Below are 16012 nucleotides of genomic sequence, written 5' to 3'. Positions count from 1 at the left end.
CCAGTCGCAACCGTTTTGGATCGGGGACTAAATCGCCTAAGAGAGTCGATTATATCTATTAGTATCGCTTCGCCCTATAAATGCGAGATTCGCGGGACCAATGACATGAACGAACCACTGCGTGATCCCGTCCTTGAGGGTACCAGGCGGCGCAAGCTGTCCGGGAAAAACCCCAAGGGCCGCGTTACCATGACCGACATCGCCAGGGCCGCAGGCTGTTCGCAGGCGACGGTTTCGTTCGTGCTCAACAACACGCCGGGCATCAGGCTGTCGCAGCAAACCCGCGAGCGGGTGATCGAGACGGCGCGAACGCTGGGCTATTCGCCGCCCGTGTTTTCTGCCTTGCGAGCCCCGGTTGCCGCATTCGACGGGCTGGATGGCGTGATCGGCTTCGCCGTCGACCAGTTGGCGACCAGCCCGGAGGCGGTCGTCGCCATTGAAGGGGCGCGGCAAGCCTCGTGGAACGCCGGCAATGTAGTGTTGGTGGCGCAGACCATGGGCGACGAGGTGATGGAGCCCCGGGCCATCGCGGCACTGACCAAGCGGGGCATTTCGGCGCTGATCTACATGACCATTTTCACCCGCGAGATCGTCGCGCCGGACTATCTCTACGGCCTCGACATTCCGGTCATCCTGCTCAACTGCTACACCGCCGACTATGCCTTCCCCGCCGTGGTGCCGAGCGAGATCGCCGGCGGCCAGAGCTCCACCCGCCACTTGATCGGCCATGGCCACCGGCGCATCGCTACCATCACCGGCGAGCCCTGGATGCAAGCGGCGCAGGACAGGCTGAAGGGCTACCGCCGGGCGCTGGCGACGGCCGACATTCCGTTCGACCCGGCGCTGGTCGTCGAAGGCGACTGGTCGGCGAGCGCCGGCTATGCCGCGACCGTCAAGCTCTTGGCGCTGAAGGACCGGCCGACCGCCATCTTCTGCCAGAACGACCGCACCGCGATCGGCTGCTACGAGGCGCTAAAGGAGGCCGGGTTGCACATCCCCCGGGATATTTCGGTGATCGGTTATGACGACGAGGAGATCGCGCGGCATCTGTTCCCGCCGCTGACGACGTCGATCCTGCCGCATATGACGATGGGACAATGGGCGATCGAGCAGCTCGAAGTCCCCGCTGCTCCCGGTCGTGGCCGCTATCCCATCACCAAGCTCGAATGCCCGCTGGTGGAGCGGGAGTCGGTTGGCGCTCTGGCGGGCTGAGGCGAGAGCGCCGGCGATCGACAATGGCACAGGCTTGACATCGGGCCCGGCATATACCCGATTGATTTCATGAGATTGCAAAGCTGCTACAATTTTCAGGACTTCCGCCGGCTGGCAAAACAGCGCCTGCCAGGTCCGATCTTCAATTATATCGATGGCGGCGCGGACGACGAGACGACGCTGCGGCGCAACACGGCGGCGTTCGAGGACTGCGATCTCGTCCCCAACGTCCTTGCCGGCGCCGGACAGGTCGACATGTCGGTCACCGTCATGGGCCAGAAGCTGGCGATGCCGGTCTATTGTTCGCCGACGGCTCTCCAGCGACTGTTTCACCATAGCGGCGAGCGCGCCGTCGCCGCGGCGGCGGAGAAGTTCGGCACGATGTTCGGCGTCTCGTCGCTCGGCACGGTCAGCCTGGAGGAAGTCCGCAAGCACAGGACGCCGCAGGTCTATCAGTTCTATTTCCATAGGGATCGCGGCCTGAACCGCGCCATGATGGAGCGCGCCAAGGCGTCCGGCGTCGAGGTGATGATGCTGACGGTCGACAGCGTCACCGGCGGAAACCGCGAGCGTGACCTGCGGACCGGCTTTTCCATCCCCTTTCGGCTTACGCCCGGCGGCATGATGCAGTTCGCGATCAAGCCGAGATGGGCTATCGACTATTTGACACACGAAAAGTTCAGCCTGCCGCAGTTGGACGGCCATATCGATCTCGGTGGCGGAGCGCTTTCCATCAGCCGCTATTTCACGGAGATCCTCGATCCATCGCTGGATTGGAAGGACGTCGAAGACATGGTCCGCTTCTGGAACGGCCAGTTCTGCCTGAAGGGGATCATGAGCGTCGCCGATGCCAGAAAAGCCGTCGACATCGGCTGCACCGGTATCGTTCTGTCAAATCATGGCGGCAGGCAGCTGGACGGCTCGCGCAGCCCCTTCGACCAGCTGTCGGAGATCGTTGACGCGGTGGGCGACAAGATAGACGTCATCATCGACAGCGGCGTCCAGCGCGGCACGCATGTGCTGAAAGCCCTGTCGTTGGGCGCCAAGGCCGTCGGCGTCGGGCGCTACTATCTCTTCCCGCTGGCAGCCGCCGGACAGGCCGGCGTCGAACGGGCACTCGGCCTGATGCGAACCGAGATCGAACGCGACATGCGGCTGATGGGATGCAGGTCGGTGGCAGAGCTTTCCAGGGGGAATGTGCGGTTTAGGTGATAGAGCCGGGAAGTGGCGCACGGCATAAGCTTTTCGAAGTGCGAAACTATACCGACCTGCCGCCGTCCGTTTCGAAGACAGCCTCGCCGGAAACAGCATCCGTATATCCGCCCTCAAGCTGCTGCAACGTATGCCGGAACCGATCAAGATTGCCCAGCATTTTGGGCCTGGCATCGACCATGTGCTGAAAAGTGTCCCACTCTCCAATCGAGAAGAAGGCGCCATCTCCCGATTTGATGAGAGCCATTTTTCGCAATCCCTCGAAATTGCGCGGAGCGCTGCTGAACAGTTCGACGAATTCGTCTTCACTACCCGGCTTGACCCGGAAACGGACGCTGTTGAATGCCGTCATGTACGTTCCCCCGTGAAAGAACTGAAACCTCGAATATGCGAGGCCCTAACGCACCTCGAACCCTTCGAACAGGTGTACAGAAAAATCGGAAGGTTGGCTTCAGTCACCTCTGGCCGAAAGCTCCGTTTCTGGCGCTATTTTGCCAGGAAGAGGACGACGCTCGATCTCAATCGGTACGCCCTTCCGACCGGCAATGAAACGCACTGTTAACGCCGTTCGCGGGTGACAGGATGTTGGCCGCAGTTCGAAGATATAATCTGCGTCTCGCTGTCAGTTGCGGAGGCGAAAATGAACTTGCTTCGGATTGCGCTCTTGTGCACGGCCGTGATCGACCTTGGAATACCGGCCGTTCGCGCTGAGGATCGGCCTGTGCCGCAGAACAATAAAGCCGCAACAGCGCAGCCGCCCGTTCATTGTGAAGGCCAAAATTGTCTGCCGCCGGCGAAAGATCCGGTGCAGGAATGCACCGGCCAGGATTGCACGCCAGGCCCGCCGACTGAACCGGGCCCGGAGATTAAGCAGGCCGACTGAGCAGCATTAGCTGACGATCCGCTCTTTGCAAGGACGGCGCTCACTCAAGGCAACCTTCCGGCCAGTGGCGGCAGATTCAGTCACCTATGTCCCCGGGCCGTACATTGAGTTTAATGGCGCGCCCGAAGAGATTCGAACTCCTGACCCCCAGATTCGTAGTCTGGTGCTCTATCCAGCTGAGCTACGGGCGCGCAACAGGCCATGCTTTGCATAGCCCCGCGATCCGATCCTGGTGACCGGCCGCGATGTGACGTGTTCCCTAGCGACTGAATTTACGAAAAGCAAGCCGATCCTGGCCAAAAGTTTTGCCGTCATGCGCCGGCCGGCGAAGGCAAGATCACTTCACGCAGCGGCCGAGCCGATATGTCGTCGTCTTGGATCGGTCATTTGCCAATCGGAACGGTCCGTAACGAAACGAGCCGTTGCACGGCGGCCGAGTCGATGGCTCGTAGTCTCGGACCAACCCTTTGTGATTGAGACGATCCGTAACGAAACGGTTCGTTACGCCGGGCGGCGCAGCCCGTTGCGGGCCTGGTCGAGCCGGACCGGCTGGTCGGGAATGGTGACCGCGAATGTGGTGCGGCCGCCGATCGATTCGACCAGCTCCACCGTGCCGCCATGGGCGCGGATCAATTCATGGGCGATCGCCAGGCCAAGGCCGGTGCCACCGCTGCGGGCCGAGCCGCGAAATGCCGCGAACAGGTTTTCGCGCGCCTTTGGCGGCAGGCCGGGGCCGGTGTCGGTGACGACGATGCGGCTGACGCTGCCGATGCGCTCGGCCGATATGGTCAGGCGGCGCACCACGGCGCTCTCGGTGTCCGCCGCCATCGCCTGCACGGCGTTGCGGCTAAGATTGGTGAGCACGCGGAACAGCTGGTCGGAATCGGCATCGACCTCGAGCACCGGGTCGACGGTGTTGACGAATTCGATGCCGCATTCGATGTCGAGCAGGCCCTGGACGTCTTCGACCAGCTGGCGCAGCCGCAGTCTGCGGCGCGACGGCGGCGGCTCCTGGGTGCGGCCATAGGCCAGCACGCCCTCCGAGTAGGACACCGCACGGTCGAGCGCGCGCAGCAGTTTTGGCGCGAAGGCCTGCACGGTCGGGTCCTTGACCTGGCGCAGGCGGTCCGACATGAGCTGCGCCGAGGCGAGGATGTTGCGCATATCGTGGTTGATCTTCGACACGGCCAGGCCGAGATCGGCCAGGTGCTTCTGCTCGGTCAGCATCTTCTGCAGCCGCTCCTGCATCTGCGACAGCTCGCGTTCGGCGACGCCGATCTCGTCGGCCCGGGCGGCGGGGTGAATGATGCGACCGGGGTCGTCGGGCGCCTCGGAAAAGGACAGCATCGAGCGTGTCATCGTCCTGATCGGGCCGATCATGATCAGGTCTATCGCGGCGTAGACCAGCATGGCGGTGAACAGCGAGATCAGCAGCGAGACGAAGGCGACGTTGCGCGAATAGATCAGCATGGCATTGCGCAGGCGGTGGTCGGGCATGATCAGCTCGAATTCTTTGTCGCTGTCGCCGACCGGCCCGAAAACGCGCAGCATCCGCTTGCCGCCGAAAAACAGCGTGTCCAGCGCGCCGGTCATACCCTCGATCATGCCGACATTGGCGATATCGATATGCTCGTCGACCTGCGGCGGCATTTCGGCCACGACCAGCAGCCGCGAGACGCCGCCGTCGCGCACGGCGATCGCCTTGGCGCCGATCGCCATCAGTACGTCGTTCTGGGCGGCACGCGACAGCGAGGCAGGTTCGCCCTGCACCAGGACGATGGAAACCGCGGCGGCGGTGCTCAGCCTCTCCTTCAGCCAGCTCAGCCTGTAGCTGGCGATCCAGGGCACGAAGATGAGGATTTCGGCCAAGAGCACGAAGACGATGGTGAGCAGCAGCAGCTTGGTCGACAGGCCGCGCGCCAGCGGCACCCTGCGGGTGGCGGCCTTCGCCTGGGCGATGCTTTCGTCGGTTGCTGGGACTTCACTCATGCTCGTCGTCACGGCTGCCTGTCATCACGGCTGCTTGTCTTAGGGACTGCTCGTCTTCACGATCGCTTGATCGGGCAAGATTAGGCGATTGCGGCTTTTTTGCCAAATTCATCCTTGGTCGAAGCCGGACAAAGGGCCGCAAGGACTTACCTGCCGGTCCGACAACGCCGGCCCGACACGCTGGATTGACTTCCAAAACCCTTCTTTCTATAAGCCCGCTCACGCTCGGGCCATTCGTCCCGGCGCGGTTTCGATCGCGCCAAAACCGGCCCGGCAAAGCTCCTGTTACAAAGTGACAGAATCAAGAAGGGCCGCACCCCGCGGTATTTAAACAAATGAAGCGTACTTACCAGCCGTCCAAACTCGTCCGCAAACGCAGGCACGGTTTCCGGGCCCGCATGGCCACCAAAGGTGGCCGCGGCGTCGTCGCAGCGCGCCGCAACCGCGGCCGCAAGCGTCTCAGCGCCTGAGCACCAAGCGAGAGACAAGATCGTTGCCCGCAACCGGCAAGCCAACGGGTGCCCATCCCAAGCGGCTTCTGAAGCGCGCGGAATTCCTGGCTGTCCGCCGCGGCGAAAAGCGCCGCGGGCGGCTTTTCCTCATCGAGGTCCTGGGCCGCGGCGACAGCGAGGCGCCGCGCGTCGGCTACACCGTCACCAGGAAGGTCGGCAACGCCGTCGTTCGCAACCGCATCCGGCGGCGGCTCAGAGAGGCCGTGCGCACGCATGCCGCCGATGACATGGCGCCGGGCAATGATTATGTCATCGTCGGGCGCGAAGACGTGCTTACCACTCCGTTCGGCCAGTTGAAGGCCGAACTCTCCCGCAGATTGCGTGGAACACGATAGGCCAAGGGCTTCGATGGAAAACAACCGCAACTTCTTCATCACCATCGCACTGTCGGTGCTGATCCTGGCGCTTTGGCAATATTTCTATGTGATGCCGCGCAGCGAGATGCAGCGCGAAGCCGCCCGCATCGAAGAGCAGCGCGTGGCGGAGCAGAAGAAGGCCGCCCAAGGCACCAGCCCGGGCGCCAGCGAAACACCGGTGCAGCCGGGCGCCATTCCGAACGCGCCTGGCGGCGAAGCCGTCACCGCGGCCGGCCGCGACCAGGCGATTGCCTCGACCAGCCGCGTCAAGATCGACACGCCGAGCCTCGAAGGCTCGATCAACCTCACCGGTGCGCGCCTCGACGACCTCCGGCTCAAGCACTACACGGAGACGGTCGACAAGACTTCGCCCGAGATCGCGTTGCTCAACCCGGCGTCCCTGCCGAACGGCTATTTCGCCGAGATCGGCTTTTCCGGCACGCCGGATGTGGGCAGGCTGCCCGGCCCTGACACGGTCTGGCAGACCGATGGCAATGCGACTCTGACGCCAGCGACGCCGGTCACGCTGACCTTCACCAATGACAAGGGCCTGACCTTCAAGCGCACCTTCTCTGTCGACAGCCAATATATGTTCACCGTGTCCGACACGGTCCAGAATGGGGGCTCGGCACCCGCGACGTTGTCGAACTATGGCCGCGTCACCCGTTTCGACAAGCCGGCTATCGCCAGCACTTATGTGCTGCACGAAGGCCTGATCGGTGTTACCGGCAGCGAAGGCCTGCAAGAGTACAAATACTCCAAGGTCGAATCGGAGAGAGAATTCAAGCCAGGCAAGTCGACCGACGGCTGGCTCGGCATCACCGATAAATACTGGGCGGTGACCCTGGTGCCGCCGAGCGGCCGCGAATTTCAGCCCAAATTCTCTTATTTCGAGTTCAAAAGCGGGCCCCATCCGCACAGCTACCAGTCCGATTTCCTGTCCGATCCGGTCACAATCGCTCCCGGGCAATCGACGACCGTGGAGTCGGAGATATTCGCCGGCGCCAAGGAAGTTTCGACGATCAACGCCTATGAAAAGGACCGTCATATCCGCCAGTTCGATCTGCTGATCGACTGGGGCTGGTTCTATTTCATCACCAAGCCGATGTTCTGGCTGATCGACACGCTTTACAAATTCTTCGGCAATTTCGGTCTGGCGATCCTCGCCACCACCGTCATCGTCAAGGCGCTGTTCTTCCCGCTCGCCAACAAGTCCTATGCGTCGATGGCGAACATGAAGAAGGTGCAGCCCAAGATGCTCGAGATCCGCGAGAAATACGCGGACGACAAGATGAAGCAGCAGCAGGCGATGATGGAGCTCTACAAGACCGAGAAGATCAATCCGCTCGCCGGCTGCTGGCCGGTGGCATTGCAGATCCCGGTGTTCTTCTCGCTCTACAAGGTGCTCTACATCACCATCGAGATGCGGCACGCGCCGTTCTTCGGCTGGATCCAGGATCTGGCGGCGCCGGACCCGACATCGATTTTCAACCTGTTCGGGCTGATCCCCGTTACCTTGCCGCACATGCTGATGATCGGCGTCTGGCCGCTGATCATGGGCGTGACGATGTTCCTGCAGATGCGCATGAACCCGACGCCGCCGGACCCGACGCAGGCGGCGATCTTCACGTGGATGCCCGTGATCTTCACCTTCATGATGGCGGGTTTTCCGGCCGGCCTCGTTATCTACTGGGCCTGGAACAACACGCTGTCGATCCTGCAGCAGGGCGTGATCATGAAGCGGCAGGGCGCCAAGATCGAATTGTGGGACAATCTGGTCGCGCTGTTCCGCAAGAAACCGTCGCCGGCGGAATAGCCGGCGCTCCGATAGTGCGAAACCAGAAAGCCCCGGTTCGTCCGGGGCTTTTTGCACAGGCTGCCCGCCTGGATTAAGCGATTGGTACTGCCGGACGGATCGCGCTATTTTGACCTGGCTGGCAGTTGCCCGACGGAGCTCGATATGACCGGACCCAATCCATCGATCAAGCATCCGATCCCGTTGCACACGCGCGTCGGCTTTCTGAAGCCGCTGGTGACGGCGCCGAATATCGAGATCGGCGACTTCACCTATTATGACGACCCTGACGGACCCGACAAATTCGCCGAAAAATGCGTGCTGCATCATTATCCGTTCATCGGCGACAGGCTGATCATCGGTAAGTTCTGCGCCATTGCCGAAGGCGCGCGCTTCATCATGAACGGCGCCAATCACGCCATGTCCGGCTTTTCGACCTATCCGTTCAACATCTTTGGTCACGGCTGGGAGGAAGGCTTCGACCCGGCGACATGGTCGAAGGAGGGTGCGTGGCGACACAATCGTCGGCAACGACGTCTGGATCGGCATGGAAGCGGTTATGCTGCCGGGCGTGAAGATCGGCGACGGCGCCATCGTCGCGGCAAAGTCGGTGGTGACGCACGATGTGCCGGCCTATGCGATCGTCGCCGGCAATCCGGCCAAAGTGGTGAAGATGCGCTTCGATGACAGGACCATCCGGCGGCTGCTGGCGCTGGCGTGGTGGCACTGGCCAGTGGAAAAGATCAGCCGCAATCTCGATGCTATTCGTGGCAGCAACATTTTTCTTCTGGAGGCGGCGGTTTGAACGCGTTGAACAAGACCACGATCGGCATCGAATTGTTCACGCGAGCCTGGATCTTCATCCGCGGCGTGCCGGCGATGAAATTCCTGCCGCCGGAGGGACCGCCCGAGATCGCCTTTGCCGGCCGCTCCAATGTCGGCAAATCGTCGCTGATCAACGCGCTGGTCAACCAGAAGGGGCTGGCGCGCACCTCCAACACACCGGGCCGCACGCAAGAGCTCAACTATTTCGTGCCGGGCGGATTTTCGGGAGAGGGCGCCGACCTGCCGCCGATGGCGCTGGTCGACATGCCGGGCTATGGCTACGCCACGGCGCCGAAGGAAAAGGTCGACGAGTGGACGAAGCTCGTGTTCGACTATCTCAAGGGCCGGGTGACGCTGAAGCGCGTCTACGTGCTGATCGATGCCCGCCATGGCATCAAGGCCAAGGACGACGAGGTGCTGTCGCTGCTCGACAAGGCGGCGGTGTCGTATCAGATCGTGCTGACCAAGACCGACAAGATCAAAGCGGCGGGGGTACCGCGGCTGATCGAGGAAACGCTCCAGAAGATCAAGAAACGCCCGGCGGCATTTCCCTTCGTGCTCGCCACGTCGTCGGAAAAGAGCGAGGGTCTCGAGGAACTGCGTGCGGCGATCGTGCTCGCCGCCAATGGCGGATAGGCCACCGACCCTGGCAGCCTGTCAGGCGGGGCTGGAGGCCCGTTCCTGCTCTGCAAGCTGTTCGGTGCCGTAGGCCTTCAGGAACACATCGACGCCCGACCTGACGATGTGTTCGATCTCGGCCACACTTGGCGCCTTGGTGCGATAGGCGAAAATGCACTGGCGGAAAAGACCGGCCAGACACAGTTCGGTGAACTGATAGGCGGCAAGCTCGACGTCGTCGATCTTCAGCAGGCCGCGTTCGATAGCCATGTTGAGGAAAACGACGACCCTGTCATGGCCACGCTTCGGGCCGCGTTCGTAGAACCGGGCACCAAGCTCCGGGATGCGTTCCGACGCGCCGATCACCGTCCGCTGCGCCAGGATGACCCGCGCCGAAGTGATCTTCATGGACAGCACGATGCCGAACTTCACCAACGTCTGGCGAAGGTCGCCGATCTGGTCGAGCACCTCATACATGTTCTTGAAAATCGTGCCGCGCTCTTCCTCGATCAGCGCTTCGAAGAGCTCTTCCTTGTTGGCAAAGTAGACATAGATGGTGCCCTTGGACACGCCGGCCTCGCGCGTAATGTCGTTCATCGACGCGGCTTCGAAGCCCTTTTCGATGAAGACACGGCGCGCACCGTCGATGATCTGGCTGCGCTTGACCGGGTCTTGACCCGCGGCCGGGCGGCCGCGCGGCAGGCTGTCCAGCAGATCGCACTGGTCCTTGCCAGCGCTGGGCAATGGGCCTGAATCAGGCAAAGGAGCGGCCTTGGGGGCTTCGGCCATAATGTCACACCTCGTAAAATAATTCGAACCATCCGGTTCGATTGCTCTTGATATGGTCCTCTTTAAGCGCTAAGTCAACGTCGAGATCGAACCGAACGGTTCAGTCTGACAAAATTCAGCGCCAGTTAATTTAGAGAGATATCATGTCCTCGAACGCGCCCACCAGTGCCGAAGTCCGCCCCTTCCCCAGTGCCAAGGTCCAGCCTGCGATCGAAGCGCCGGAAACCCCTCTCAAGCCCGCCGACGTCACCCCGCTGGCTCCCGCCAAGAAGAAGCGCTCGATGCGCTCGATGTTGTTGCCCATCATCGGCCTGGCCCTGCTGGGCGCCGGCGCCTGGTATGGCTATGATTACTGGACCGACGGGCGCTTCATGATCACGACTGACGATGCCTATGTCCAGGCCGACACCGCGTTCATCTCGCCAAAAATCTCGGGTTATGTCGATCAGGTCAAAGTGACCGAGAACCAGCAGGTGAAGGCCGGCGACCCGCTGCTGATCGTCGATGACGGTGACTACAAGATAGCCGTTGCCCAGGCCGAGGCGCAGATCGCCACGTTGAGCAAGACGCTCGACCGCATCGATGCCCAGACCGAGGCGGCGCGCGCCTCGCTCAAGCAGGCGCAGGCGCAGAAGACCGCCGACCAGGCCGCGGCCGATAATGCGAAGCGAGCTCAGGTTCGTGCCGCCCAGTTGCTCAAGACCCGCGTCGGTACCCAGGCCCAGTTGGACGATGCCCAGACGGCGGTCGAGCAAGCCAATGCCGCACTAGCCGGCGCCGACGCGCAGATCGCGGCGGCTCAGGCGAATATCGGCGTGCTCCAGGCGCAGCGGGCGGAATCGGCAAGCACGTTGGGCTCGCTGCAGCTTGCCCACGACAAGGCGGTGCGGGATCTGTCCTTCACCGTGCTGCGCGCACCCTATGACGGCGTGGTCGGCAACCGCTCGGTCGAGCAGGGCGACCTGATCAGCCCCGGACAGAAGCTCGCCGTCATCGTGCCAATGGACAAGCTCTACATCGTCGCCAACTTCAAGGAGACCCAGCTTGCCCGGCTGGTGCCTGGTGAAAAGGTCAGAGTGTCGGTCGACGCGATCGACGGTCAGGACATCGAGGGTACCGTGTCGTCGCTGGCCCCGGCTTCGGGAGCAGTGTTCTCGCTGCTGCCGCCGGAAAACGCCACAGGCAATTTCACCAAGGTGGTGCAGCGCGTTCCGGTTCGCATAGACGTGCCCGCGGATGTGCTGAAGACGGGCAAGCTGCGCGCCGGCCTGAGCGTCGTCGTCGCCGTCGACAGCCGCACCGCGCCTTCGGCATCGAAGTAAAGCGGAACCGGGAGCAAGGGTCATGGCGACCGCAACCCTAACTGCAGGATCGGCCCCGGCGCCAGCCATGCCGGTGCCGGTCGACCACATCTCGACGCGCCGCGTCATCGCCTTCCTGGCAATGGTGTTCGGCATGTTCATGGCGATCCTGGACATCCAGATCGTCTCGGCCTCGCTGGCCGAGATCCAGGCGGGCCTGAGCGCCAGTTCGGACGAGATTCCGTGGGTGCAGACGGCGTATCTGATTGCCGAGGTGGTGATGATCCCGCTGTCGGGCTTCCTCAGCCGGATGCTGTCGACGCGGGTGCTGTTCACAATCTCGGCGGCAGGTTTCACGGCGGCCAGCGCGCTGGCGGCGACCGCAACCAATATCGACCAGATGATCGTCTACCGAGCCGTGCAGGGCTTCATCGGCGGCGGCATGATCCCGAGCGTCTTTGCAGCCGCCTTCACCATCTTCCCGCCGTCGCGCCGTGCCATCGTCTCGCCGATGATCGGCCTGGTGGCGACGCTGGCGCCAACCATCGGCCCGACCGTCGGCGGCTATATCAGCCATGCCATGTCCTGGCACTGGCTGTTCCTGGTCAACGTCGTGCCCGGCATTCTGGTGACGACGGCCGCCTGGTCGCTGATCGACTTCGACAAACCCAATCTCAAGCTGTTCAGCAAGTTCGACTGGTGGGGGCTTGCCGGCATGGCCGCCTTCCTGGGCTGCATGGAATATGTGCTGGAGGAAGGTCCCAACAACGACTGGCTGCAGGATCAGGCGGTGTTCATCTGCGCCGTCATCATGACCTTCGGCGCGGTGCTGTTCTTCTGGCGCGTGTTCACCGCCGAGGAGCCGATTGTCGATCTGAGGGCTTTCAGCAATATCAATTTTGCCTTCGGCTCGTTGTTCTCCTTCGTCGTCGGCATCGGCCTCTACGGTCTGACCTATCTTTATCCGGTGTTCCTGGGGCGGATCCGCGGCTACGATTCGATGATGATCGGCGAGGCGCTGTTCGTCAGCGGCCTAGCCATGTTCTTCACTGCGCCGATCTCCGGCATCCTGTCGAACAAGATGGACCCGCGCATCATGATGATGATCGGCTTCTTCGGCTTCGCCACGGGGACCTGGTGGATGACGCATCTCACCGCCGACTGGGATTTCTATGAACTGCTGATCCCGCAGATCCTGCGCGGCTGCTCGATGATGCTTTGCATGGTGCCAATCAACAACATTGCGCTCGGAACCTTGCCGCCGGAGCGGCTGAAGAATGCGTCTGGCCTGTTCAACCTGACCCGCAATCTCGGCGGCGCCGTCGGCCTGGCAGTCATCAACACCGTGCTGATCGACCGCAATGCCTTCCACTACGCCAGGCTTTCCGAGCACGTGCAATGGGGAAGTGCCGCTGCGCAGCAGAAGCTGCAGAACATGACGCTCAACTTCGAGCAGACCGCCGGGCTAGACGCCTCCAAGGCGGCCATCTCCAAACTGTCAGGCATGGTCCAGCAGCAGGCGTCGCTTCTGTCGTTCATGGACGTATTCTTCATGCTGACGGTTTTGTTCGCGACGCTTGGGCTCTTCACCCTGGTGATCCGCAAGCCAGCCGCTCAGGGCGGCGGTGGCGGAGGCCATTGAGGCGCGCTGGATCCCCCGCCTGGCGCCCTCGCGCATGACCCCGAAAAGCGATTTTCGGGGTCATGCGCAAAATCAACCATTACGAAGTCCTCTCGCGCTCCGACAAAGTCAGGGTCGCAGCCGTCCTCACCCGGTCGCCGGCTTGAAGGTCAGGGCAACGCCATTGATGCAGTGTCGCAACCCGGTCGGCGGCGGACCGTCGTCGAATACGTGGCCGAGATGGCCGCCGCAGCGGCGACAATGGACCTCCGTGCGGGTCATGCCCAAAGACCTGTCCACGGTCTTGCCGACGGAATTCGGGATTTCCTGCCAGAAGCTCGGCCAGCCTGTGCCGGAATCGAACTTGGTCTCTGACGAATAGACCGGCAGGCCGCAGCCGGCGCAAGCGAAGATGCCTTTGCGGTGCTCGTTGAGCAGCGGACTGGTGCCCGGGTATTCCGTGCCCTCCTTGCGCAGCACATTGAAGGCCGCGTCGGACAGGATGGCGCGCCACTCGGCTTCGGTCTTGGTAACCTCGAAAGTCTCAGCCGCGCGTGCATCCTGGGCTCCGCCCATGCGCAGCGCGGTGGCGCCTGCGACAACGCCAATGGCTGCCGCACCACTCAAAAGAAGCTCGCGACGGTTCATGGCCATTCCTCCTGTCATTGCTTGTGCCAAATTCGACCGCCACACGGAAATCAAAAGCCGGTGACGATCGCTGTCCTCAAAGCGGGACTCCGCGCCTATCCACATCTTGCGTGAACGGCGCGGAGCGTGCGCAGGGAGGCCCTTAGCGATATCTTCGCCGGCAGCGTGCGTTTGTTACATCTTCGGCAGGAGAACCTTGTCGACGACGTGGATGACGCCGTTGGACTGCTCGACATCGGCGATCGTCACATTGGCGACGTTGCCGTTCTCGTCGGTCACGGTGACCTTGCCGCCGTCGGCCTTGAGCGACAGTTCGCAACCACCGACCGTCTTGACCTTGTGGGTGCCGCCGTCGTTCTTGACCATCTTGGCGACGTCGGCGGCCATCGCTTTGGCGCCGATGACATGGCAAGTCAGGATCTTGACAAGCTTGTCCTTGTTTTCAGGCCTGAGCAGCGTCTCCACCGTGCCGGCTGGAAGTGCCGCAAAGGCCTCGTTGGTCGGCGCGAACACAGTGAAGGGGCCAGCGCTTTGCAGTGTATCGACCAGGCCGCCTGCCTTGACGGCAGCGACCAGCGTCGTGTGGTCCTTCGAGTTGATAGCATTTTCGACGATGTTTTTCTGGGCATACATGGCGGCGCCGCCGACCATCGGATTTTGAGCATAGGCAATGGTGGCGAGCGCGGAAATGGCGACCGTGCCGGCAAGCAAAAGGGTGGCGAATTTACGCATGATTTCAATCTCCTCGGGTTATCGTTCCCCTCATTTGGGAACGCAAGGAGATACGCGATAGAAATGCTGGAGTTTCGCCCTCTCCGCAAAAAAATATTTGTCGCTGCAATTTGCCGGGCTCGGATCGACAGCCGCCAACAAGCTTTGCAGGCGTCTACATCGCGGGAGATAGATTTCAGGTCTGCTTCCCGCGATGAGAAGCGGTCAGATGCTCTTCAGATCGCCCGCTGCGACCACCGGTCCAGTCGGCTGGCCGGTCGGTGAACCGCCGGCCGGCTCAACGCTGACCGCAAGCACGGCGCCTTGCGCCAATTTCTCCTGGACGGCGGGCGGGATGGCCAAATGCGCGGTCGCACCGGCCGGGATGACGCCCATCGACACCGGCGCCTTCTTGCCTTCGATCATCCACAGCTCGAAGTCCTTGCCGGCGGCCCGCTCGCCGGAAACGTGGGAAAGACCGACCTCGTGACGGGCGGCATCGTAGACGACGAGATATTTGACGTCGCTGCCTTCGGCCGCCAGCGAGGCGACAAGCCGCGCCTGCGGCGGCTCGGTGGACGGGCGGAAGTAAGGCACGGCGATGTAGATCGCCAGCGCCGCAATGGCGGCGGCGGCAAGACCGCGCCAGAAGCCAAGGCTCGACCACAGGCCGGCGCGCGGCTCTGCAGCGAAAAGCCGGCGGTCCAATGCTTCCTTGACCCTGATCGGAGGCTCTGTCTCCGGATAGGCGGCGGCCATCGGCGAAAGATGCGCCTCCCAGGCATCGACAAGGCGCGCGAAGGCGGCGTCCGCATCGATGCGGCGCGACGCGATCTCGCGTTCATCGGCGGCCAGAACGCCAAGAACGTATTCGGCGGCGAACAGGTCGTCGCCCCCACGTTCCGGTCCATTGTCGTCAGCCAGCGTCATCTCTCCAGGCATTCTCTCAGTTTCAACAGGCTGCGCCGCAGCCAGGTCCGCATCGTGTTCAGCGGTACGCCATAGCGCTCCGCCAGTTCGGCATAGCTTTTGCCATCCAGATAGGCGCCCCGAACGGCCGCCGCCCGGTCCTTCTCCAATTCCTCGAGACAATGGTAGATGCGTTCGGACTCACCGCCCGCCACGGCCATGGTCTCCGGCCCCGGCGCCGGATCGGCCACGTCGAGCGCGGCATCGATATAGGCGGCAGGCTCTCGCCGCGCCCTGATCCGATCGATCGCATGATTGCGCGCAATGGCCACCAGCCAGGAGATCGGGCTCAGATCCGAAACGGCGAAACGGTCCGCCTTCGTCCATATCTTGACGAAGACCTCTTGAAGCGCTTCTTCAGCATCTCCCCGATCCTTCAATACACGAAGGCAGACGCCGAAAAGTTTCGCGCTGGTCTGCCGGTAGAGCAGATCGAACGCAGCCCGGTCCTTCATCGAAGTCCGGACAATCAGGTTGCTGATGTCCTGCGGCGTCATTCGCCGCCAAATTAGGCGATTGTAATGTATTTGCAACGACTGAAATGGTCTTGCGCACCGGCAGCGCCAGCGTC

At 62.3% G+C, this 16012-nt stretch carries 15 protein-coding genes, 1 tRNA gene and 1 pseudogene; 9 read left to right on the top strand and 8 right to left on the bottom strand.

What is annotated here, in order from left to right:
- Window positions 1-189 precede the first annotated feature (189 nt).
- On the top strand, window positions 190-1212 hold the full coding sequence (locus tag NKH49_RS14350; protein WP_502907885.1) for a LacI family DNA-binding transcriptional regulator: 1023 nt from the start codon (window positions 190-192) through the stop codon (window positions 1210-1212).
- Window positions 1213-1281: 69 nt separating this feature from the next.
- Entirely contained in the window at window positions 1282-2424 is a 1143-nt protein-coding gene (locus NKH49_RS14345) for an alpha-hydroxy acid oxidase (RefSeq protein ID WP_352614998.1), read from the top strand.
- A 46-nt stretch (window positions 2425-2470) separates the two neighbouring features.
- Here NKH49_RS14345 and NKH49_RS14340 read toward each other — a convergent pair whose 3' ends face one another.
- The 3 genes from NKH49_RS14340 to NKH49_RS14330 all read right to left on the bottom strand — a co-directional run bounded on the left by NKH49_RS14340 (window position 2471) and on the right by NKH49_RS14330 (window position 5296).
- A complete protein-coding gene (locus NKH49_RS14340; protein WP_352615000.1) occupies window positions 2471-2776 on the bottom strand; it encodes an antibiotic biosynthesis monooxygenase family protein in 306 nt (101 codons plus the stop codon).
- 645 nt (window positions 2777-3421) lie between these two features.
- Window positions 3422-3498 (bottom strand) — tRNA-Arg (locus NKH49_RS14335).
- A gap of 310 nt (window positions 3499-3808) precedes the next feature.
- Window positions 3809-5296: an ATP-binding protein gene (locus tag NKH49_RS14330; RefSeq protein ID WP_352615002.1), complete on the bottom strand. Its 1488-nt coding sequence runs from the start codon at window positions 5294-5296 to the stop codon at window positions 3809-3811.
- Between the two features lie 335 nt (window positions 5297-5631).
- Between NKH49_RS14330 and rpmH the strand changes: the two genes are divergently transcribed.
- The 5 genes and pseudogenes from rpmH (at window position 5632) to yihA (ending at window position 9420) form a co-directional block, all read left to right on the top strand.
- Entirely contained in the window at window positions 5632-5766 is a 135-nt protein-coding gene (rpmH, locus tag NKH49_RS14325; RefSeq protein ID WP_008833937.1) for a 50S ribosomal protein L34, read from the top strand.
- Between the two features lie 23 nt (window positions 5767-5789).
- Complete coding sequence (rnpA, locus tag NKH49_RS14320; RefSeq protein WP_352615004.1) at window positions 5790-6143, top strand: ribonuclease P protein component; 354 nt, start codon at window positions 5790-5792, stop codon at window positions 6141-6143.
- A 13-nt stretch (window positions 6144-6156) separates the two neighbouring features.
- Window positions 6157-7980 carry a membrane protein insertase YidC gene (yidC, locus tag NKH49_RS14315; RefSeq protein WP_352539959.1) on the top strand — a complete coding sequence of 608 codons (1824 nt, stop codon included), beginning with the start codon at window positions 6157-6159 and terminating at the stop codon, window positions 7978-7980.
- Between the two features lie 144 nt (window positions 7981-8124).
- A pseudogene (locus NKH49_RS14310) lies at window positions 8125-8764 on the top strand (CatB-related O-acetyltransferase).
- Entirely contained in the window at window positions 8761-9420 is a 660-nt protein-coding gene (gene yihA / locus NKH49_RS14305) for a ribosome biogenesis GTP-binding protein YihA/YsxC (protein ID WP_031193748.1), read from the top strand. Before NKH49_RS14310 ends, yihA begins: the two are co-directional and overlap by 4 nt.
- Window positions 9421-9441: 21 nt before the next feature.
- Here the strand turns inward: yihA and NKH49_RS14300 are convergent, their stop codons facing one another.
- The gene (locus tag NKH49_RS14300; protein WP_352539958.1) at window positions 9442-10191 is read right to left on the bottom strand and encodes a TetR/AcrR family transcriptional regulator; all 750 of its coding nucleotides are present in this window, start codon (window positions 10189-10191) and stop codon (window positions 9442-9444) included.
- Window positions 10192-10334: 143 nt separating this feature from the next.
- Here NKH49_RS14300 and NKH49_RS14295 point away from each other — a divergent pair, with 143 nt between their 5' ends.
- Both NKH49_RS14295 and NKH49_RS14290 read left to right on the top strand, forming a co-directional pair.
- Entirely contained in the window at window positions 10335-11513 is a 1179-nt protein-coding gene (locus NKH49_RS14295) for an HlyD family secretion protein (RefSeq protein ID WP_352539957.1), read from the top strand.
- Window positions 11514-11580: 67 nt separating this feature from the next.
- Window positions 11581-13134, top strand: coding sequence for a DHA2 family efflux MFS transporter permease subunit (locus NKH49_RS14290; RefSeq protein ID WP_245274730.1), 1554 nt, complete (start codon window positions 11581-11583; stop codon window positions 13132-13134).
- 126 nt (window positions 13135-13260) lie between these two features.
- On the opposite strand, the gene msrB is transcribed toward NKH49_RS14290, so the two are convergent.
- From msrB to NKH49_RS14270, 4 genes are all read right to left on the bottom strand, one after another.
- Window positions 13261-13761 carry a peptide-methionine (R)-S-oxide reductase MsrB gene (gene msrB, locus NKH49_RS14285; RefSeq protein WP_352615007.1) on the bottom strand — a complete coding sequence of 167 codons (501 nt, stop codon included), beginning with the start codon at window positions 13759-13761 and terminating at the stop codon, window positions 13261-13263.
- Window positions 13762-13935: 174 nt separating this feature from the next.
- The gene (locus NKH49_RS14280) at window positions 13936-14493 is read right to left on the bottom strand and encodes a fasciclin domain-containing protein (protein ID WP_352539955.1); all 558 of its coding nucleotides are present in this window, start codon (window positions 14491-14493) and stop codon (window positions 13936-13938) included.
- 204 nt (window positions 14494-14697) lie between these two features.
- Entirely contained in the window at window positions 14698-15402 is a 705-nt protein-coding gene (locus NKH49_RS14275) for an anti-sigma factor (RefSeq protein WP_352472348.1), read from the bottom strand.
- Window positions 15399-15938 (bottom strand): sigma-70 family RNA polymerase sigma factor, encoded by a 540-nt coding sequence (locus NKH49_RS14270; protein ID WP_352540035.1) that lies wholly within the window; start codon window positions 15936-15938, stop codon window positions 15399-15401. The genes NKH49_RS14275 and NKH49_RS14270 overlap by 4 nt, the downstream gene beginning before the upstream one ends.
- Between the last annotated feature and the right edge of the window lie 74 nt (window positions 15939-16012).

Origin of the sequence: Mesorhizobium sp. M1088, assembly GCF_040318575.1 — a bacterium.
Classification (GTDB): Bacteria; Pseudomonadota; Alphaproteobacteria; order Rhizobiales; family Rhizobiaceae; genus Mesorhizobium.
Note: the sequence above shows the minus strand (reverse complement) of the source record. Positions and strands in the feature narration are given on the sequence as shown.

Bases quoted from the DNA above. Each gene is read 5' to 3' on its own strand.
- NKH49_RS14270 (WP_352540035.1), bottom strand. From the start codon at position 15,938: ATGACGCCGCAGGACATCAGCAACCTGATTGTCCGGACTTCGATGAAG.
- yidC (WP_352539959.1), top strand. From the start codon at position 6,157: ATGGAAAACAACCGCAACTTCTTCATCACCATCGCACTGTCGGTGCTG.
- NKH49_RS14295 (WP_352539957.1), top strand. From the start codon at position 10,335: ATGTCCTCGAACGCGCCCACCAGTGCCGAAGTCCGCCCCTTCCCCAGT.
- rpmH (WP_008833937.1), top strand. From the start codon at position 5,632: ATGAAGCGTACTTACCAGCCGTCCAAACTCGTCCGCAAACGCAGGCAC.
- NKH49_RS14350 (WP_502907885.1), top strand. From the start codon at position 190: ATGACCGACATCGCCAGGGCCGCAGGCTGTTCGCAGGCGACGGTTTCG.
- msrB (WP_352615007.1), bottom strand. From the start codon at position 13,761: ATGAACCGTCGCGAGCTTCTTTTGAGTGGTGCGGCAGCCATTGGCGTT.
- NKH49_RS14290 (WP_245274730.1), top strand. From the start codon at position 11,581: ATGCCGGTGCCGGTCGACCACATCTCGACGCGCCGCGTCATCGCCTTC.
- NKH49_RS14280 (WP_352539955.1), bottom strand. From the start codon at position 14,493: ATGCGTAAATTCGCCACCCTTTTGCTTGCCGGCACGGTCGCCATTTCC.
- NKH49_RS14345 (WP_352614998.1), top strand. From the start codon at position 1,282: ATGAGATTGCAAAGCTGCTACAATTTTCAGGACTTCCGCCGGCTGGCA.
- NKH49_RS14340 (WP_352615000.1), bottom strand. From the start codon at position 2,776: ATGACGGCATTCAACAGCGTCCGTTTCCGGGTCAAGCCGGGTAGTGAA.
- NKH49_RS14330 (WP_352615002.1), bottom strand. From the start codon at position 5,296: ATGAGTGAAGTCCCAGCAACCGACGAAAGCATCGCCCAGGCGAAGGCC.
- NKH49_RS14300 (WP_352539958.1), bottom strand. From the start codon at position 10,191: ATGGCCGAAGCCCCCAAGGCCGCTCCTTTGCCTGATTCAGGCCCATTG.
- NKH49_RS14275 (WP_352472348.1), bottom strand. From the start codon at position 15,402: ATGACGCTGGCTGACGACAATGGACCGGAACGTGGGGGCGACGACCTG.